Annotated in this window: 15 protein-coding genes; 7 read left to right on the top strand and 8 right to left on the bottom strand. The window is 72.9% G+C overall.

All coding sequences use genetic code 11. The features are described 5' to 3' along the window. The first annotated feature begins 34 nt into the window (after window positions 1-34). The 4 genes from AC5RUW_RS03380 (at window position 35) to AC5RUW_RS03365 (ending at window position 6,202) form a co-directional block, all read left to right on the top strand. Window positions 35-1,348, top strand: coding sequence for a uracil-xanthine permease family protein (locus tag AC5RUW_RS03380; protein WP_494159387.1), 1,314 nt, complete (start codon window positions 35-37; stop codon window positions 1,346-1,348). Between the two features lie 78 nt (window positions 1,349-1,426). Then, the gene (locus AC5RUW_RS03375; protein ID WP_494159386.1) at window positions 1,427-3,970 is read left to right on the top strand and encodes a bifunctional lysylphosphatidylglycerol flippase/synthetase MprF; all 2,544 of its coding nucleotides are present in this window, start codon (window positions 1,427-1,429) and stop codon (window positions 3,968-3,970) included. A gap of 26 nt (window positions 3,971-3,996) precedes the next feature. Beyond that, window positions 3,997-5,268, top strand: coding sequence for an alpha/beta hydrolase (locus AC5RUW_RS03370; protein ID WP_494159385.1), 1,272 nt, complete (start codon window positions 3,997-3,999; stop codon window positions 5,266-5,268). A gap of 91 nt (window positions 5,269-5,359) precedes the next feature. Further along, window positions 5,360-6,202 (top strand): aldo/keto reductase, encoded by an 843-nt coding sequence (locus tag AC5RUW_RS03365; RefSeq protein WP_494159384.1) that lies wholly within the window; start codon window positions 5,360-5,362, stop codon window positions 6,200-6,202. A 16-nt stretch (window positions 6,203-6,218) separates the two neighbouring features. Here AC5RUW_RS03365 and AC5RUW_RS03360 read toward each other — a convergent pair whose 3' ends face one another. Both AC5RUW_RS03360 and AC5RUW_RS03355 read right to left on the bottom strand, forming a co-directional pair. After that, window positions 6,219-7,331, bottom strand: a complete 1,113-nt coding sequence (locus AC5RUW_RS03360; protein ID WP_494159383.1) for a glycerate kinase — start codon at window positions 7,329-7,331, stop codon at window positions 6,219-6,221. A 43-nt stretch (window positions 7,332-7,374) separates the two neighbouring features. Beyond that, on the bottom strand, window positions 7,375-8,193 hold the full coding sequence (locus AC5RUW_RS03355; protein ID WP_494159382.1) for a glycerophosphodiester phosphodiesterase family protein: 819 nt from the start codon (window positions 8,191-8,193) through the stop codon (window positions 7,375-7,377). 39 nt (window positions 8,194-8,232) lie between these two features. Between AC5RUW_RS03355 and AC5RUW_RS03350 the strand changes: the two genes are divergently transcribed. Then, entirely contained in the window at window positions 8,233-8,973 is a 741-nt protein-coding gene (locus tag AC5RUW_RS03350; RefSeq protein WP_494159381.1) for a phosphatase PAP2 family protein, read from the top strand. Here AC5RUW_RS03350 and AC5RUW_RS03345 read toward each other — a convergent pair. The 3 genes from AC5RUW_RS03345 to AC5RUW_RS03335 all read right to left on the bottom strand — a co-directional run bounded on the left by AC5RUW_RS03345 (window position 8,970) and on the right by AC5RUW_RS03335 (window position 11,389). Then, on the bottom strand, window positions 8,970-9,779 hold the full coding sequence (locus tag AC5RUW_RS03345; RefSeq protein WP_494159380.1) for an HAD family hydrolase: 810 nt from the start codon (window positions 9,777-9,779) through the stop codon (window positions 8,970-8,972). The two genes, AC5RUW_RS03350 and AC5RUW_RS03345, sit on opposite strands and share 4 nt — an antisense overlap. 104 nt (window positions 9,780-9,883) lie before the next feature. Further along, the gene (locus AC5RUW_RS03340) at window positions 9,884-10,420 is read right to left on the bottom strand and encodes a YbhB/YbcL family Raf kinase inhibitor-like protein (protein ID WP_494159379.1); all 537 of its coding nucleotides are present in this window, start codon (window positions 10,418-10,420) and stop codon (window positions 9,884-9,886) included. A gap of 48 nt (window positions 10,421-10,468) precedes the next feature. Then, window positions 10,469-11,389, bottom strand: a complete 921-nt coding sequence (locus AC5RUW_RS03335) for a carbohydrate kinase family protein (RefSeq protein ID WP_494159378.1) — start codon at window positions 11,387-11,389, stop codon at window positions 10,469-10,471. Between the two features lie 238 nt (window positions 11,390-11,627). Here AC5RUW_RS03335 and AC5RUW_RS03330 point away from each other — a divergent pair, with 238 nt between their 5' ends. Next, on the top strand, window positions 11,628-12,734 hold the full coding sequence (locus AC5RUW_RS03330; protein ID WP_494159377.1) for a GTP pyrophosphokinase: 1,107 nt from the start codon (window positions 11,628-11,630) through the stop codon (window positions 12,732-12,734). A gap of 54 nt (window positions 12,735-12,788) precedes the next feature. Beyond that, on the top strand, window positions 12,789-13,856 hold the full coding sequence (locus AC5RUW_RS03325; RefSeq protein WP_494159376.1) for a winged helix DNA-binding domain-containing protein: 1,068 nt from the start codon (window positions 12,789-12,791) through the stop codon (window positions 13,854-13,856). A 12-nt stretch (window positions 13,857-13,868) separates the two neighbouring features. On the opposite strand, the gene AC5RUW_RS03320 is transcribed toward AC5RUW_RS03325, so the two are convergent. The 3 genes from AC5RUW_RS03320 to AC5RUW_RS03310 all read right to left on the bottom strand — a co-directional run bounded on the left by AC5RUW_RS03320 (window position 13,869) and on the right by AC5RUW_RS03310 (window position 16,904). After that, window positions 13,869-14,432, bottom strand: a complete 564-nt coding sequence (locus AC5RUW_RS03320; protein ID WP_494159375.1) for a dihydrofolate reductase family protein — start codon at window positions 14,430-14,432, stop codon at window positions 13,869-13,871. Between the two features lie 85 nt (window positions 14,433-14,517). Beyond that, window positions 14,518-15,180 carry a methylated-DNA--[protein]-cysteine S-methyltransferase gene (locus tag AC5RUW_RS03315; RefSeq protein WP_494159374.1) on the bottom strand — a complete coding sequence of 221 codons (663 nt, stop codon included), beginning with the start codon at window positions 15,178-15,180 and terminating at the stop codon, window positions 14,518-14,520. Continuing rightward, a complete protein-coding gene (locus AC5RUW_RS03310; protein WP_494159373.1) occupies window positions 15,177-16,904 on the bottom strand; it encodes a bifunctional transcriptional activator/DNA repair enzyme AdaA in 1,728 nt (575 codons plus the stop codon). Before AC5RUW_RS03310 ends, AC5RUW_RS03315 begins: the two co-directional genes overlap by 4 nt. Window positions 16,905-17,017 lie beyond the last annotated feature (113 nt).

Raw genomic sequence — 17,017 nt, 5'->3', positions numbered from 1 at the left:
TGATCATTCCCCACCCTTCCCGGAAGGCACTCCCTTGAGCAGAATCGGCACGGCTTGGCAGGTTCACGGCGACGGCCGGACGGTGAAGCCGGGCGAGATCGTCGCCCCCGAGGAGCGCCTCAGCTGGCCGCTCACCTTCAGCATCGGCGCCCAGCACGTGGTCGCCATGTTCGGCGCCACCTTCCTGGTGCCCCTGCTCACCGGGTTCCCGCCCGCCACGACGCTGCTGTTCTCCGGCATCGGCACGCTGCTGTTCCTGATCATCACCGCCGGGAAGGTGCCCAGCTATCTGGGCTCCAGCTTCGCGTTCATCGCCCCGATCGCCGCCGCCCAGGGCAGCTACGGCATGGCCGGGGCCCTCGGCGGCATCATCATGGCCGGCGCCGCCCTCTTCCTGGTCGGCCTGGCCGTCCAAAAGGCCGGAGCCCGGTGGATCCAGGTGCTGATGCCGCCGGTGGTGACCGGCACCATCGTGGCCCTGATCGGGCTCAACCTCGCACCCTCGGCCAGGGACAACTTTGAAAAGGGTCCGCTCACCGGCCTGATCACCGTGGTCGTCGTGCTGCTGTGCACGGTCCTGTTCCGCGGCATCCTGGGGCGGCTGTCCATCCTGGTCGGGGTGCTGGCCGGCTATGCAGCCGCCGTGGTGCAGGGCGAAGTGGACTTCTCCGCCATCTCCGAGGCCGCCTGGTTCGGGTTGCCGGAGTTCCAGACGCCGACCTTCCACTGGTCCGTCATCGGACTGTTCGTACCCGTGGTGTTCGTCCTGGTCGCCGAGAACATCGGCCACGTGAAGTCCGTGGCCACCATGACCAACCGGGACCTGGATCCCTACGCCGGGCGGGCGCTGATGGCCGACGGCGTGGCCACCGTGCTCGCCGGAGCCGGCGGCGGCTCGGCCACCACCACCTATGCGGAAAACATCGGCGTCATGGCCGCCTCGCGCGTGTACTCCACGGCCGCGTACTGGGTAGCCGGCATCATCGCCATCCTGCTCAGCCTGTTTCCCAAGTTCGGTGCGCTGATCGCCACCGTGCCCGGCGGCGTGCTGGGCGGCGCCGCCGTCGTGCTCTACGGCATGATCGGCATCCTCGGCGTGCGCATCTGGGTGGACAACCGGGTGAACTTCTCCAATCCGATCAACCTGTCCGTGGCGGGCGTGGCCCTGATCATCGGCATCGCCAACTTCACGTGGACCGTGGGCGGGCTGCAGTTCGAGGGCATCGCCCTGGGCACCGCCGCGACGCTGATCATCTACCACGGCATGGCGGCCATCGCCCGCTGGCGCGGCACCGACCCCGAAGATCCGCAGGAGGACACCGGCGCCAGGCCGAGCAAGCTGGGCTGAGCCCTCCGCCGCGCCTAGACTGGCTGGCACCGTGCGGAGTCCGGAGCTCCGCGCCGCCACGTCACTGGAGGTGGCCGCATGGCAACGGTCTCGGCCCCAGCGGCGGGAGCCGCAGGGCACCGCCGGCAGCGTCTGGGAAAGCGGGCCGCGGACCTGCTGCGCACCGCCCCCGTCACGCTCACGTTCGTGGTGCTGCTCTGGACGCTCGCGCTGGCGACCTCCTCGCTGGCCGCCGGTCCCGAATCACCGCTGCTGCAGTGGGTCAGCGTCACGCCGCAGTCCCTGCCGCAGCATTGGCCCGCCGTGCTGCTCTCCGGGCTCTGGGCCAGCAGCACGGCCGGCTATCTGGCCGGCACCCTGCTGGCCCTGGGCGTCGGCCTCCCGGCCGAACGGCTGCTGGGATCCCGGCGGCTGCTGGGCGCCGCGGCCCTCACCCACCTGGCCGGCGTCCTGGCCGGCATCGGTTTCGCCTTGTTGGCGGGCGCGCTCTTCCCCGACTGGGGCCGGGAGCTGGCGCTCGAGTCCTTCGTGGGGCCGACGGCGCTGCTCTGCGGGGTCGCCGCCGCCGGTTCGGCTGGCCTCGGTACCCTGTGGCGGCGCCGGCTGCGGCTCTTCCTGTTCACACTGCTGATGCTGCTGGTCCTCTACTCCGGTTCCTTTCAGAGCATCGTCGTCCTGGCCGCGGCGCTCAGCGGAGCCGCCGTCGGCCCCCTGCTGTTTGGCCGCCGTCCACGCCCGGCCGCCCGGCTCATCTCCTCCCGAAGGGAGGCCCGGGTGCTCGTGGCCATCGCCGTGGCGGCCTCGGCGGCAGGGCCGGTCCTGGCCGCACTCAGCGCGGAGGCCGCAGGACCGCTCGCGGTGCTCCGCTACCTTTACACCGACATCCAGGCCCTCAACCCGCAGGCACTGGAGCAGCTGTGCGCAGATCCCGGCCGGCAGACCGAATGCAGTGCCGCGCGATTCGAGCTGCGGGCCGGACCGGCGGGTTTCTTCCTGGTCGTGCTGCCGCAGATCCTGCTGCTGGTGCTCTGCGACGGGCTCCGCCGGGGGCGCCGATTCGCCTGGACGGCGACGCTGGTGCTGCAGGCCGCCATGACGGCCGCAGCAGCCGTCCGGCTGGCCGGCTACCTCGCGGCTCCCGCCCCCAACCAGGACCCGTTCGGCATCGGCTCCGCCAACCCGCTCGCCGCGGTGCTCCCGATGCTGGTGCCGCTGGCCGTCCTGGTGCTGCTGACGCTGACCGGGCGCCTGTTCACGGTGGCCGCGCCGCCGGGCACCTACCGCCGGTTCAGCCTGGCCGTTGCCGCCTCCGCCGTCATCCTGGCGGCCCTGTACCTGGGCGGCGGGCTGCTCTTCCGCACGGGATTCACACCCGAGGCCACCCCCGCCAGGCTGCTGGCGGATCTGCCCGCCTGCTTCATTCCGCTGGTGGAACTGAGCAGCGCCAACGTCCTGCTGCCGCTGACGCTTCCCGCCGCCATCCTCTACGAGGGGGTCGGGCTGCTCTTCTGGCTGATCGTCTGCGTCCTGCTCCTGCTCACCTTTCTCCGCCCGCCCGGCGGCGAAAAGGAGCAGGACCGGCGGCGCGCCCGCACCCTGCTGAAAACCCATGGCGGAAGCACCCTGGCATGGATGACCCTGTGGCCGGGAAACCGATACTGGTTTTCCGACGGCGGCCGGTCCTATGTCGCCTATCGGCTGGACTTCGGAGTGGCCCTGACCGTGGGGGAACCGGTCGGGCCGGCGGACGAACTGGCGGGAACGGTACGGCAGTTCGCTGCCTGGTGCATGGAGAACGGCCTGCAGCCCTGCTTCTACTCCGTGGGCACGAAGGTGCGGGCCATCGCCGCCGCGGACGGCTGCTTCAGCCTGGAGGTTGCCGAGGAAACGATCCTGGACCTGGAGCACCTGGAGTTCCGGGGCAGGAAGTTCCAGGATGTCCGCACCGCCCTCAACAAGGCCCGGAAACTGGGCATTCACCCCGAATGGACGACGTATCGGCAGGCCCCGCCCGCCGTGCTGGACCAGCTGCGGGCCATCTCGGAGGAGTGGGTGGCGGATAAGGGAATGCCGGAGATGGGGTTTACCCTCGGCGGCCTGGACGAGGTGGACGACCCCGAGGTCAGGGTGCTGCTCGCGGTTGATGAGGACCGCACGGTGCACGGCGTAACGTCCTGGCTGCCCGTCTACCGCGATGGGGAGGTCCGCGGCTGGACCCTCGATTTCATGCGCCGCCGGGACAGCGGATTTCCCGGGGTGATGGATTTCCTGATCGCCTCGGCGGCCCTGTCCCTGAAAGCGGAGGGCGTCGGGGTCCTCAGCCTCTCCGGCGCCCCGCTCGCCCGGGCCGAAGCCCCGGCCGGCCAGCAGTCCGGTTCCCCGGCGGTGCTGGACCGCGTGCTGGACCGGCTGGGCTCCACGCTGGAGCCGGTCTACGGTTTCCGGTCCCTGCTGGCGTTCAAGGCGAAGTTCCAGCCACGCTACGAGCCCCTGTACATGAGCTATCCGGATCCCGCCGCGCTGCCCGCCATCGCCAACGCGCTGGCCCGGGCCTACCTGCCGCACGTCTCCGTGGGACAGGGCCTCACCATGGCCCGCAGGATCATCGGCAGCTCCCGGTGACCGGCCTGCCGTTGGCCTCCGGGCCCGTGCCCGTTGCCGTGGTCCTCCTCGGCACCCTGGCACTGGCCTGGCTGGCGTACACCGTGGCCCGCCGGAGCCCTCGTGCAGCGGCGTTCACCGCCCTCGCCGCCCTCGCCCTGACCGGGCTGCTCCTCCTGCTCGCTGAACACCTGCTCTTCTGGTGGAACGCCTCCTTTCCACGCTGGCTGTATGTATATGCCTTCGCGGGCATATGGGCGGTGCTGCTGGTGGGTCCCCTGCTCCGGACGGTTTCGGGACGGGCCGGACGGGCGGCGGCGGCCCCCGCGGCCGCCGTGGTGCTGCTCGCCGTCATGTCCGGCGCCAACTCCGCCTACGGGCAGTACCCCACCGTGGGTTCGCTGATGGATCCTCCCCGCCCGGAGACGCAGGAGCTGCCGCGCCGGGCCCCGCCGGCCGCGCCCGGGCCGCCGACCACCGAGGCCACGTGGCAGCCGCCTGCGGACATGCCGGCCCGGGGAAGGGTCTTCGCAGCGGCCATAGGAGAGTCAGGTTCCGGCTACCGTTCCGATCCCGCCTGGATCTGGCTGCCGCCGGCCTATCTGGCCAGCCCGCCGGCGGTCGACCTGCCGGTCCTGGTCCTGCTGCACGGCCAGCCGGGCGGACCGTCGGACTGGTTCGTCAGCGGCCGGATCGCCGAGGCCCTGGACGAGTTCGCGGCCCGGCACCGGGGGCTGGCCCCGGTGGTCGTGGTGCCTGACCTCTCGGGCGCAGGGACCGGTCGGTGGCCGCTCTGCCTGGACTCCGACATCGGCGGAGCGGCAACCTACCTTGCCGTCGATCTGCCGCGCTGGGTGCGGGAGAATCTGGCCTCCGGACTGGCCGGAGGCCGACAGTGGGCGGTGGCCGGCTATTCCTACGGCGGCACCTGCGCGCTGCAGCTGGCAGTGACGTTTCCCCAGGCCTATCCCACCTTCATCGACGTGGCCGGAGCTGCCGGGCCCGCGGTGCCGTCCGGGCGGCGGCAGGAGCTGATCGAGGACTACTTCGACGGCGATGCGGCGGCCCTGTCCCGGCAGGAGCCCCTGGAGCTGCTCCGGAGCAGGGACCTGGCCGGCAGCGCCGGAATCGTCGTCATCGGCTCCGCGGACGGCTTCTATGCCCCGGCGGGGCGCCGGGTGTACGACGCCGCGCGGGCCGCGGGAGCCCACATGCAGCTGCAGGAGCGGCCGGGCGGGCATTCATGGCAGGTGTGGCGGGCCGGGGTTGTCGACAACCTGGACTGGCTGGGCGGGCGGCTGGGCCTGACGGCACCCTGATCCGGAGGCGCCGGAACGGAAAGAAGCGCCGCCCCTGCCGCCGTCAGGCAAGCGGGAGTACCGTCGGCGGGGACCACCGAAAGGACATCCGATGCAGACCGTCACCCTGAACAACGGCGTCGAAATGCCGATCCTCGGCTTTGGCGTGTACCAGGTTCCGCCGGAGGCGACCGAGGAGGCGGTGACGCATGCCCTTGAGGTCGGCTACCGTTCCCTGGACACGGCCGCGGCCTACCGCAACGAGGACGCCGTGGGCCGGGCGGTGCGGGCCAGCGGCATTCCCCGCGGAGAGCTGTTCATCACCACCAAGCTCTGGATCCAGGACAACGGGGCCACCACGAGGCAGGCGTTCGAGACCTCCCTGCAGAACCTGGATATGGACTACGTGGACCTGTACCTGATCCATCAGCCGTTCGGCGACGTCTACGGGGAGTGGCGGGCCATGGAGCAGATCAACGCCGAGGGAGCCGCCCGGGCCATCGGCGTGTCCAACTTCGGCCCGGACCGGCTGATGGATCTGATCTTCCACAACAGCGTCGTGCCGGCGGTGAACCAGATCGAAACCCATCCGTTCTACCAGCGGGCGGTGGAGAACCAGCTGATGGTCAGCCAGGGCGTGCGGCAGGAGTCCTGGGCCCCGTTCGCCGAGGGAAAGAACAATCTGTTCTCCGACCCGACGCTGGGTGCGGTGGCCGAGGCGCACGGCAGGAGCATCCCCCAAGTCGTGCTGCGCTGGCTGATTCAGCGGGAGATTGTGGTGATCCCCAAATCGGTGCGCCGGGACCGCATGGAACAGAACTTCCAGGTCTTCGACTTCGACCTCAGCCCGCAGGAAATGGCCGCCATCGCCGACCTTGACCAGGGGCACTCGCTGTTCCTCGACCACCGGGATCCGGCCGTCGTGGCCCAGCTCAGCGGCGTGACCATGGAATAGGCCCGGCGCCCTCCCGCTACGCTCCTTCGAGCGCCTGCCGGGTTCCCCAGGTGAGCCAGCGAGCGGCCTGCGTCATGGCCTCGGCCGGTTCCCGGACCAGGTCCAGCAGGCTCACGGCCGCGACGATGCCGTATTCCTGCAGCTGCTGCGGGGTCAGCGTGATTTGCCCGGCGACGGCCACCACGGGCAGTCCCCGCGCCGCCGCCCGCCGCGCCACCTCAAGCGGGGCCTTGCCGTAGGTGGACTGTTGGTCCAGGGAGCCTTCGCCCGTGAGCACCAGGTCGGCCGACTCCAGCGCGTCGGCCAGTCCGGTCAGCCCGGAGATCAGTTCAAAGCCCGGTTCCAGGGTGGCGTCGGTGAAGGCGAGGAAACCGGACGGGAAGCCGCCGGCCGCGCCGGCTCCCGGCACGTCCACGTCGTGCCCGGTCGCTTCGAGCAGCAGCCGCGCCCAGTTGCCCAGCGCGTCGTCGAGCAGGTCCCGGGCAGCGGCGTCGGCACCCTTCTGGGCGGCAAAGACATGGGCGGTTCCGTCGGCCCCGAGCAGCGGGTTAGTGACGTCGGCCGCGATGCGCAGCCGGACCTGCGCCAGCCGCGGATCCAGGTCCGCGGCGTCGACGGCGGCGGCCAGCGCGAGGCCGGCCCCGCCGTCGGGCACGGGCGCGCCGTCGGCGTCGAGGATGCGCAGCCCCAGGGCGCGCAGCGCGCCGGAGCCGCCGTCGGTCATGGCGCTGCCGCCGATGCCGAGTACGATTTCACGGGCGCCGGCGTCAAGGGCGGCGCGGATCAGTTCACCGGAGCCGTAGCTGGTGGCAGCGAGCGCGGTCTGCACGGTCGGTTCCACCAGCATCAGCCCGCTGGCCCGGGCGGTCTCGATCACCGCGGTTCCGTCGCCGCGCAGCGCCCACACCGCCGTGACCTCCGTATCCAGGGGGCCGCGGACCCGCGCCGTGTGCGGCACCCCGCCGGCGGCCAGGGCCGCCTCGAGGGTGCCTTCGCCGCCGTCGGCCACGGGTACGGCGGTGACCTGCGCCTCCGGGTAGACCGCCAGCACGCCCTCCGCCATGGCTGCGGCGGCTTCCTCGGCGGAGAGGGTGCCCTTGAATTTGTCCGGTGCAATCAGAACGCGCATGGGCCCCATTGTGCCAGCCGGCCCGGACACCGGAGTGACGGCCTCAGCCCTGCGGCCAGCACCCGCGGGCGGCAAGCACTTCGGCCAGCAGGTCGGCCCGGTCTGAGACGATCCCGTCCACCCCGGCGTCGAGCAGCTCCTCCATCTGCGCGCGCTCGTTGATCGTCCACACGTGCACCTGGACCCCGGCCCGGTGGCAGCCCCGGATCAGGGCAGGGGTCACCACGGGCAGGACGCCGTAGCGGCGCGGCACCTGCAGGCACTGGAAGCGGCCGAGCCGGGCGAGCAGCCCCACCCCGCCGAGGGGCGCGAGCAGCACGGCGAGGGCGGTGAACACGGAACCGGCGGAGCTGGCGACCGGGCCGGCGCCGCTGCGGCGCAGCCGGCGCAGCACGGCCAGGCGCCGGCGGTCCGAAAAGGACGCGACCAGCACCCGGTCCCCGGCACCGTGCCTGCGGATCAGGTCGGCCAGCGGTGCGACGCCGGCGGCGTCCTTCACGTCCACGTTCAGCCGGATCTCCGGCCACGCCGCCAGCAGCTGCTCCAGGGTGGGCACGGGCTGCCCGCCCACCCTCACGTCCGCCAGCTCGTGCATCGTGCGGGCCCCCACCGGCCCGGAGCTGCCGCTGACCCGGTCCAGGTCGGCGTCGTGGAAGGCCAGCAGCACGCCGTCGGCGGTGGCGCGCACATCCGTTTCCAACCAGCCGAAGCCCAGGTCGACGGCGGCCTGGAACGCGGGCAGCGTGTTTTCGGCTCCGCTGCGGGAGAAGCCGCGGTGGGACAGGCCGATGGGGGCCTGCCGTTCCGTGTCGGAGCCGGAGCCGCGGATCGGGTTGCGAAGGTATGGGGGTACCGTGATCACCTTCGTACTGTAGCCAAACCGGGCGGGCATACTGGTGGGATGGCTCCGGTTCCCGCGTCCCTGCGTTCCCTGTCGGCTTCCTTCGCGGCGTGGCTGCGTGCCCATGCCGGGCTGCTGCTCATCCTCGCCCTGGGCCTGGTTCCGGCGCTGGCGCTGACGGCCGCGTCGGCGGAGCTGTATGACGCGGTGACCGAGGAGGACGGCGTGGCGGTGCTGGACCGGCCGGTGCTCGACGCCGCGCTGGGCCTGCGCTCCCCCGGGCTGGACGCTGCGGTCACCGGCTTCACGAACCTCGGCGGCGCCGTGGGCATGCCGCTGCTGGCCGGCGCCGCGGCGGTTCTCATGGTGTGGCGGTTCCGGAGCTGGACGCCGCTGCTGCTGCTGTCGGTGTCCGCGGCGGGGTCGCTGCTGATGACCGTCACCGGCAAGGCGCTGGTGGGCCGCCCCCGGCCCGACCGGATGCTCGCCGTGCCGCCGTACGAGGTCTCGGCATCGTTTCCCAGCGGCCATGCGCTGAACTCGATGGTGCTGGCCGGGGTCTTCGCCTATCTGGTGCTGCTGTACTCCCGGTCCCGGGCGGTGCGGATCGTCGCGGTGGCCGGGGCGGCGCTGTTCGTGGTGGGCATGGGGTTGTCCCGGGTGTACCTGGGCCACCACTGGCTGACCGACGTGCTGGTGGCGTGGACCCTGGGCGCCGCGTGGGTGGCGGTGATCGTCACCGCCCATCAGCTGTTCCTGCGCCGCCGGCGTCCTGCGGTGCAGGGGCCCGGCGCCCCTTAGGCCTGCGCCCGGTCCAGCAGCCGTTCGAGGACCTGCGCGACGCCGTCCTCGGCGAAGGCGGGTGCGCTGCGGTCGGCGGCCGCGAGGGCGTCGGGGTGCCCGGAGGCCATGGCGTAGCCGCGGCCGGCCCAGCTGAGCATTTCAATGTCGTTGGGCATGTCCCCGAACGCGACGACGTCCGCCCGGTCGATTTCCAGCTCCTTGGCGTACTCGGCGAGGGTGACGGCTTTGTCCAGGCCGGGAGCGGCCATTTCCAGCAGCGGCATGCCCGGGGCGGAGTGGGTGGCGGACACCAGGCCCGCGACGGCGGGGCGGACCTGCGCCAGCAGCTCATCGGGGGACACCCCGTCCACCTTGGTGAGGAACTTGACCACGGGGGTGTCCCGGCCGAGGGTTTCGGCCAGCGGCGCCGGCTGGATCCCGCCCAGCCGTTCGGCGGTGGCGTGCTCCAGGAAGCCCGGCTCCAGATGGAAGCCCTGCAGGCTCTCGGCGGCGAACCGCGCCGCGGGATACAGGCCGCGGATGATGTCCGCCGCGGCGAAGACGTCCGGCAGCGGCACCGCCCGGGCGTCCAGGACGGTTTCGTTGCGCAGGTCGTAGGTCACCGCTCCGTTGGAGCAGATGACCGTTCCTTCGTGGCCGATCTGCCGGCGCAGCGGGCCCAGCCAGCGCGGCGGCCGGCCGGTGACGAAGACGATGTGCACTCCCGCGGCGGCCGCGCGGCGGAAGGCTGCGACCGTGCGGTCGCTGATCCGGTTGTCCGGCCCGATGATTGTGCCGTCGAGGTCGCTGGCCACCAGCCGCATCGTATTCCCTTTCCTCCGCGCCGGTGCCGGCGCCCCGCTTCCAGCCTAGCCGCAGCGGTTCCGCTTCCCGCCCCGGCGCGGCCGGGACGGGACGGGACGCGGAATCAGTCCTCGGGGATCTCGCCGATGCCGGTGATCCGGGCCCGGCCGAGGGTGTGGCTGAACAGGTTGAAGCCTAGGTACGCGGGGGTGGCGTCGGCGGGCACGCCCAGTTCCGCGACGTCCACCGCGTGCACCACGACCATGTAGCGGTGCGGGCCGTGCCCGGCGGGCGGGGCGGCGCCGGTGAACCCGGTGAAGCCGGCGTCGTTGGCGAGCTGGACGGCGCCCGGGGGCAGGCCGCCGTCGTTGGCGGCGCCGGCGGGCAGCGAGGTGCAGTCGGCGGGCAGGTTGAACGCCGCCCAGTGCCAGAAGCCGCTGCCGGTGGGGGCATCGGGGTCGAACATGGTCACCGCGAAGCTGCGGGTGCCTTGCGGCGCGCCGGACCAGCTCAGCTGCGGGGAGCGGTCCTCACCGTGCGGGACGCCCATCTGTCCGCTGTACAGTGCCGGCGGCAGCTGGTCCATGTCCTGGAAGTCCTCGCTGGTCACCTGGAACTGGGCGACCTTCGGCAGCACGGCATACGGGTCGTGGCTCTGCATGCGGTTCTCCTTTTTGCGTGGGTTGCGGGTGGTTCCGGGGGCCCGGTGTCAGGCCAGGTCGGCCCGGGTGGGCGGGTCGGCGCCTTCCCGGGTGACGGTGACGGCGGCGGCGCGGGCGGCGAACTCCAGCAGCCGGCGCAGGTCCGCGAGCGAAATCCGGGCCAGCTCGGAGCGGCGGGCTCCGCCGTCGAGCTCCTGGTCCATCAACCCGACCAGCAGCGCGGACATGAACGAATCCCCGGCGCCCACCGTGTCCGTGACGCTGACCGTGGGCGCGGGCACCTCGGCTTCCCCGGCGGCGGCCACCGCCCACGGCCCCTGCGAGCCGCGGGTGACGACGACGAGCGCGGGACCGGCGGCCAGCCAGCGCCGGGCGCTTTCCTCCACCGGCACGTCCGGGTAGAGCCAGCGCAGGTCCTCGTCGGAGGCCTTGACGACGTCGGCGAGGGCGACGAACTTCTCCGCCTGGTCCCGCGCATAGGAGACGTCGGTGATGATCGAGGGCCGGCAGTTCGGGTCGTAGGTGATGGTGGCCAGCGGATGGGCGCGTTCGACGGCGCGTTCCACGTCCCGGGCGCCGGGCATCAGCATCGCCGCGATCGAGCCGGTGTGCAGCATGGTGGTGCCCTCCAGCAGCCGCGGCAGGTCCGCCACCAGGCCGGGCAGCTGCCACTGCAGGTCGAAGGTGTAGCGGGCGCCGCCGACCGGATCCAGGGTGGCGGTGGCCACGGAGGTGGGCAGGTCGTCGGCCGGGGCGGCGGTGAGGACCGAGTTGCCGCGCAGGTGCTCGGCGATCAGCGCCCCGTTGGCGTCGGAGCCCCAGCGGCCGATGAACTGCACCGGCTTTCCCAGCCGGGCCACGCCCACCGCCACGTTCAGCGGACTGCCGCCGGGGTGGGAACGGCGCGGAGCGGTGTCGCTGACTACTTCGTCCACGAGGGCTTCGCCGATAACTGTGAGCACGCTCATCAACCTAGCATCGGCGCTCCGGCGGTGTCCTTAACGCCGGGTGCCCGGCCGGTTCGCCTCCCCTTTGTCCTGTTTCCCCCGCTTCGCCCGGTTTTCCGCCGCGTTGTCCGTTTCCTCCGGTTCCAGGCGGAGGAAACGGACAACGCGGAGGGAAACGCAGGCTGCGACCGGGCCCGGCTGGCATACGCTGGAGAGGAGCGGGCCGGCGAAGGGCCGCCGGCGGAAAGACGGGGAGGACATGGGCGCCTGGGAGAGCCTGGATGAGAGGCTGCGGCCCGCCGTGGCGGCGAGCACCGAGGAGTATGCACGGGTGCGGCCGGCGCTGGAGGAGGTCACCCGGGAGGTGGAAGGCGCCCTGCGGACGGTCCTGGCGGGCTCCGAGGTGCGGCCGCTGTTCATCACCGCGCGCACCAAGTCGGTGGAGTCGTTCCGGGACAAGGCCTCGCGCATGCTGGTCTCCGACGACCCCGAGGAAGTGCCCGCCCTGGTCTTCCCCGATCCGCTGCGTAACCTGACCGACCTGGTGGGGGTGCGGGTGATCATGACCCTGCCGCATGAGGTCGACGCCGCCGCGCAGCTGATCAAGCGCCAGCGCGCCGAGTTCGACTGCCGCGGAGACCGGGAAAAGGACATCGGCTCCATCGAGTCCGGCACCTACGGCTATTCCAGCCGCCACCTGATCCTGCGCACCATCCAGAACGAGACGGTACGGGCGTTCCACAAGGTGCTGGAGCCGGAGCACCGGCCCAACGGCAGCTACCTGTTCGAGGTGCAGATCCGCACCGTGCTGGCGCATGCCTGGTCCGAGATTGAGCACGACATCCGGTTCAAGGCCGGCGATCCGCGGGCCTGGAGCCCGTACTTCGACCGGCAGTTCACCGCCACCGCCGCCATGCTGGAAATGGTGGAGAAGGAATTCGCCGAGCTGCACGAGCGGTACGAGACGGTCACCGGGTTCTGGGACGAGGACGGCGAGGGCAGCGCTCCGCTGACCCCGAACCGGATCCGGCACGTGTGGCTGACGCTGCTGCCGCACGTGAACCGCAAGGTCGACGACGACTGGGGCTGGGCCGCAGAGCTGCTCGCCGCGCACGGGCTGAAGACCACCATGGACCTGGCCGGGCTGCTGCAGGCTGATGCGGTCACCGCCGTCCGGCAGGCCCTGGATCACCGCTACTCCCCCGGCCCGGACCGGCTGCTCGATGACCTGCTGCTGTGGCGGTTCGGCAAGGAGCACATCGAGCTCACGGCGGAACCGGCCGACGCCGCCTCGCACCCGCGGCGGGATTCGCTGGGCCGCCGCTACCGGCAGATCCAGCTGTACCGGGCCCGGCAGAAGGCCTGAGAGGCTGCAGCCGCGCCCCTTGCCCGGGGGCCTGCGCCGCCTTACCGTGACCGGATGAGCGTCAACCTCACCGCCGGGCAGGCCCGGCGGCTCCGCCTGCGGTCCCACCTTTTGGACGGCTCCGATCTGGCACCCGCCGACGTCGTCCGCCGCGCCGTCGCGCTGCAGGGCCAGGACCTGCCCGCGGTGCAGCGGGCCGTCGCGGTGCGCTCCCGGCCGGGCACCACGGTGGCCGAGGTCCGGGCCGCGTTCGACGCCGGGGAGCTGGTGCGGTCCTGGCCGATGCGCGGCACCCTGTTCGCCACCACCCCGGAGCACCTGCGGGCCCTGCTGTCCTTCACCGGCGAGCGCATCCACCGGGCCACGGCGCGGCGGCGGGAACAGCTGGGACTCTCCGACGCCGTCGTCGGGCAGGCCCGCGAGGTGCTGGCGGAGGCGCTGGCCGTGCAGCCGCTGCGCCGTGCCGAGGTGCTGGACCTGTGGGAGGCCACCGGCATCGCGACGGCGGACGGGCGCGGATACCACCTGCTGATGAACCTGTCGGTCGGCGGCGTGGCGCACTGGGGGCCCTTCGACACGGCCGGCGCCGAGCAGTACCTCATCCTCTCCCCCGCCGCGCCGCCCGCGGACCCCGACGCCGCCCTGGCCGAAGTGGTGCGCGGCTTCGTGCTGGCCCGCGGGCCGGTGACCGTGGACGACCTGGCCTGGTGGACCAAGCTGCCCAAGACGCTGCTGCGCCGGGCGGCAGCGCGCATTGAGGACCTGGTGGAGGTGCAGGTGGAGGGCACGCCGGCGTGGATGATCGGGGACCCGGCGCCGCCCGACGCCTCAGCGGCGCCCGACGCCGGCGCCGTAACCCTGGTGCCCGGCTTCGACGAATGGATCCTCGGGTACGCGGACCGTTCGCTGGTGGCGGGGCCGGACATGCTCCAGGCGCTGGTGCCCGGCGGCAACGGCGTCTTTCGGCCGGCCGTGCTGGTGGACGGACTCGCCGTCGGCACCTGGCGGCTGCCGCGCACCGGCCGCGGCGCACCGCAGCCGGTGATCGAGCTGGTGGAGCAGGTCCCGGCGCGGACCCGGGAAGCCGTTGAGGCCGCGGTGGCCGCCTGGCCGCACGGCTGACCGGACCACGGGTCAACCGCGTCGGACGGTGTAGGTCACCTGCACCATGCCGTTGTCGAAGCGGCGTTCCCGGGTCAGGTCCAGGTCCAACCGCAGCCCGTCCGGGAACACGCGCGTGCCGCCGCCGACCACTGCCGGGCAGATCAGCAGCTCCACCACGTCGACCACGCCCAGGGCCAGGGCGGTTCCGGCCAGGGTGGGGCCTTCAATGGTCAGGTCCCCGTCCGTCGCTGAGCGGGCCCGCTCCAGCGCCTCGAGGGTAAAGGCAGGCTCCAGCCGGGTGCGGGTCGTCCAGACGTCCTTCAAGGTGGTGGAGAAGACCACCTTCTCGGTGTCCTGCCACAGCCGGGCGAAAGCGGCGGATTCCGGGGACTCCTCCGCCGCGGACGGGTCGGTTTCCCAGATCGCCATCGTCTCGTACATCTTCCGGCCGTACAGGAAGGTCTTCACCGTGGCGAGGTCCTCGCTCAGGGCAGCGACCACGCTGTCCTCGGGGAAGGCCCAGTCGAACCGGCCTTCGGCGTCGGTGTTGTAGCCGTCCAAGGAGGACGCGACGGAGTAGATGAGTTTGCCCATGGGCCCACTCAAGCCATCGGGTGCGCCGGGGGCAAGAGGATCCCGCTTCCCGGCTGCCACGATCCCCGGACCCGGCGCGGGCGGCTCAGAACAGCAGGCTCCCCGGCCGGCCCGCTTCCCGGTCCAGCAGCCGCTGCTTGAGCTCCAGTCCGTACCGGAATCCGCCGAGCGTCCCGTCGGTGCGCAGGATCCGGTGGCAGGGCACGAAGAGGGCGGCGGCGTTCAGGGCACAGGCCGCCGCGGCGGCGCGTACCGCCGTCGGCCGTCCGGCCCGGGCGGCGTAGGCGGCGTAGGTCAGGCGTTCGCCGGGCGCGACGCCGCGCAGGGTGTCCCAGGCCTGGACACGGAACCCGCCGGAGTGCTGGCGGACCGGAATCCTGCCCGGAGCCGCCAGGTCGCCCGCATAGTAGGCGTGCACCGCAGCGACGGCGTCGGCGGCAACGGCGGCGGCCACGACCGGCGCTGCGCCGGAGCGCGGATCGGGGCGCTGGTCCGCCCGGAGCCGCAGGTCGGGGTGCGGCAGGGCCGCCACGGCGTCGTCGGCCGGGCGCAGGCTGGGATGCACCAGGGCGGACAGCGCCGCCTGGTCCGGCGTCCACCCGGAGGCGAGGACCCCGTCGACTGTTGCCAGCAGGGAGAAGGGGCCGTCCGGGGTGTCCAGGGTGGTGAAGACCGCCGCGGCGGGCGGGATGGGGTCGGCGGCTGCGGGCTCAGGTGTCGGGGCTGCCGGGCTGATGGTGGTTTTCATTGGTCGTCCTTTCCGGAACGGGGCGCGGCGGCGGGCCCGGCGGCGGCCCGCCACAGGTGCATGGCGGCGTAGGAGCGCCACGGCGCCCAGTCCGCGGCGCGTGCGGCCAGCGCCCGGTGGGCTGCGGGCCTGGGCAGGTCCGCAGCGGGCAGACCGGCGGCCCGGGCCCCGGCAAGAAGCGCGACGTCGCCGGGCAGCCAGGCGTCCGGGTCGCCGAGCACCCGCATCGCAATGTAGCCGGCCGTCCAGGGCCCGATGCCGGGCCGGGCCAGCAGGTCCGCGCGCAGGTGCTCGGCGTCGGCGCCCACGTGCACGGCCAGGTCGCCGGTGTCCAGGGCACGGGCGGCGGCCAGGACGGCCGCAACGGCCCGGGCGGGAAGCCGCAGCGGGCGGTCGGGGTCCTGGGCGCCGCCGTTCTCCGGTGCAGGCACCGCGGCGAGGATCTGTGCCGGGGCCGGGAAGAGCCGGTCCAGGCCGGGGATCGAGGCGGCGTACGGGCTGCCGGCCCGGCGGGCCAGCCGCGTGAGGTGGGTGGTGGCGGCGGCGACGGAGATCTGCCGGCCGAGCAGTGCCCGGATCACCAGCTCGTGCGGATCCACGGCACCGGGAACCCGGATGCCGGGCGTGCCGGCAATGAGCGGGGCGAGGGCCGGATCGGCGGCGAGGGCGGCGTCGACGGCGGCGGGATCGGCGTCCAGGTCCAGCAGCCGGCGGATGCGGGCGACGGCGGGCGCGGCGTCGGCCAGGGAGGCCAGCTCCAGCCGGGCGGTCAGCTGCCAGCCGCGTTTCGGGTGCTGTGCGGCGGTGATGTCGACGGCGGCCGGGCCGTGCGGCAGGGCCAGGGTGCGGGCGTAGCGCAGCCGGCCGGGGTCGCTGAGGTCGGCCAGTTCAACGCCGGCGACGGCGCGGGCCGCGAGGAAGCGGAAGATGCCCGGGGCGTCGTAGGGCGCCCGGACCGGCAGGTCGATGTCCAGCCGGGCGGCATGCGGGGCGGGGTCGGCGGAGGCCGTGCCCGGGGCCGGCCGGGCAGCAGTCGTTGCGGCGGAACCAGCGCGGTCGGCGCCGGCGGTCCCGGTCCGGCGTCGGGCGCGGGCACGCAGCTCGCCGGGCCTGCTGTCGAAGACCTCGCGGACGGTGTCGTTGAACTGGCGCACCGAACCGAACCCGGCGGCGAAGGCGACTTGGGCCAGCGGCAGGTCGCTGCCGGCCAGCAGGGCACGGGCGGACTGGGCCCGGCGGGCGCGGGCCAGGGCCAGCGGCCCGGCGCCCAGTTCGGCGAGCAGCAGCCGGTGGATGTGCCGCGGGGTGTAGCCAAGCCGCGCCGCCAGGCCGTCGACGCCTTCCCGGTCCACGACGCCGTCGCTGATCAGCCGCATCGCGCGGCCGGCAAGGTCGCCGCGCAGGTTCCACTCCGGGGTGCCGGGCCCAGCCTCGGGCAGGCAGCGTTTGCAGGCACGGTACCCGGCCTCGTGCGCTGCGGCGGAGGTCTGGAAGAACGTCACGTTCTCCGGCTTCGGCGTCCGGGCCGGGCAGGAGGGCCGGCAGTAGATGCCGGTGGAGGCCACGGCCGTGAAGAACTGTCCGTCGAAGCGGGCATCGCGGGCGTCGATGGCCCGGTACCGCTCGGCGAAAAGAGGATCCCCGGCCGTACCGGTGGAGCGGCGCGCCCGGGGCCGTCCCAGGGCGTCCGCGGCATCCGGTGCCGCGGCCTCGGTGATGGTCATGCCTCCAGTAAAGCGCGTTTCGGCACCGGCGTCCGGCGGTTTTCGGACACGGCAGTACGGGTTGCACCATGGCGGCAGGCCCCGTTCCGGAGGGGCCTGCCGCCACAAGGCGG

The organism is Arthrobacter sp. Y3222053, assembly GCF_059092805.1.
Note: the sequence above shows the minus strand (reverse complement) of the source record. Positions and strands in the feature narration are given on the sequence as shown.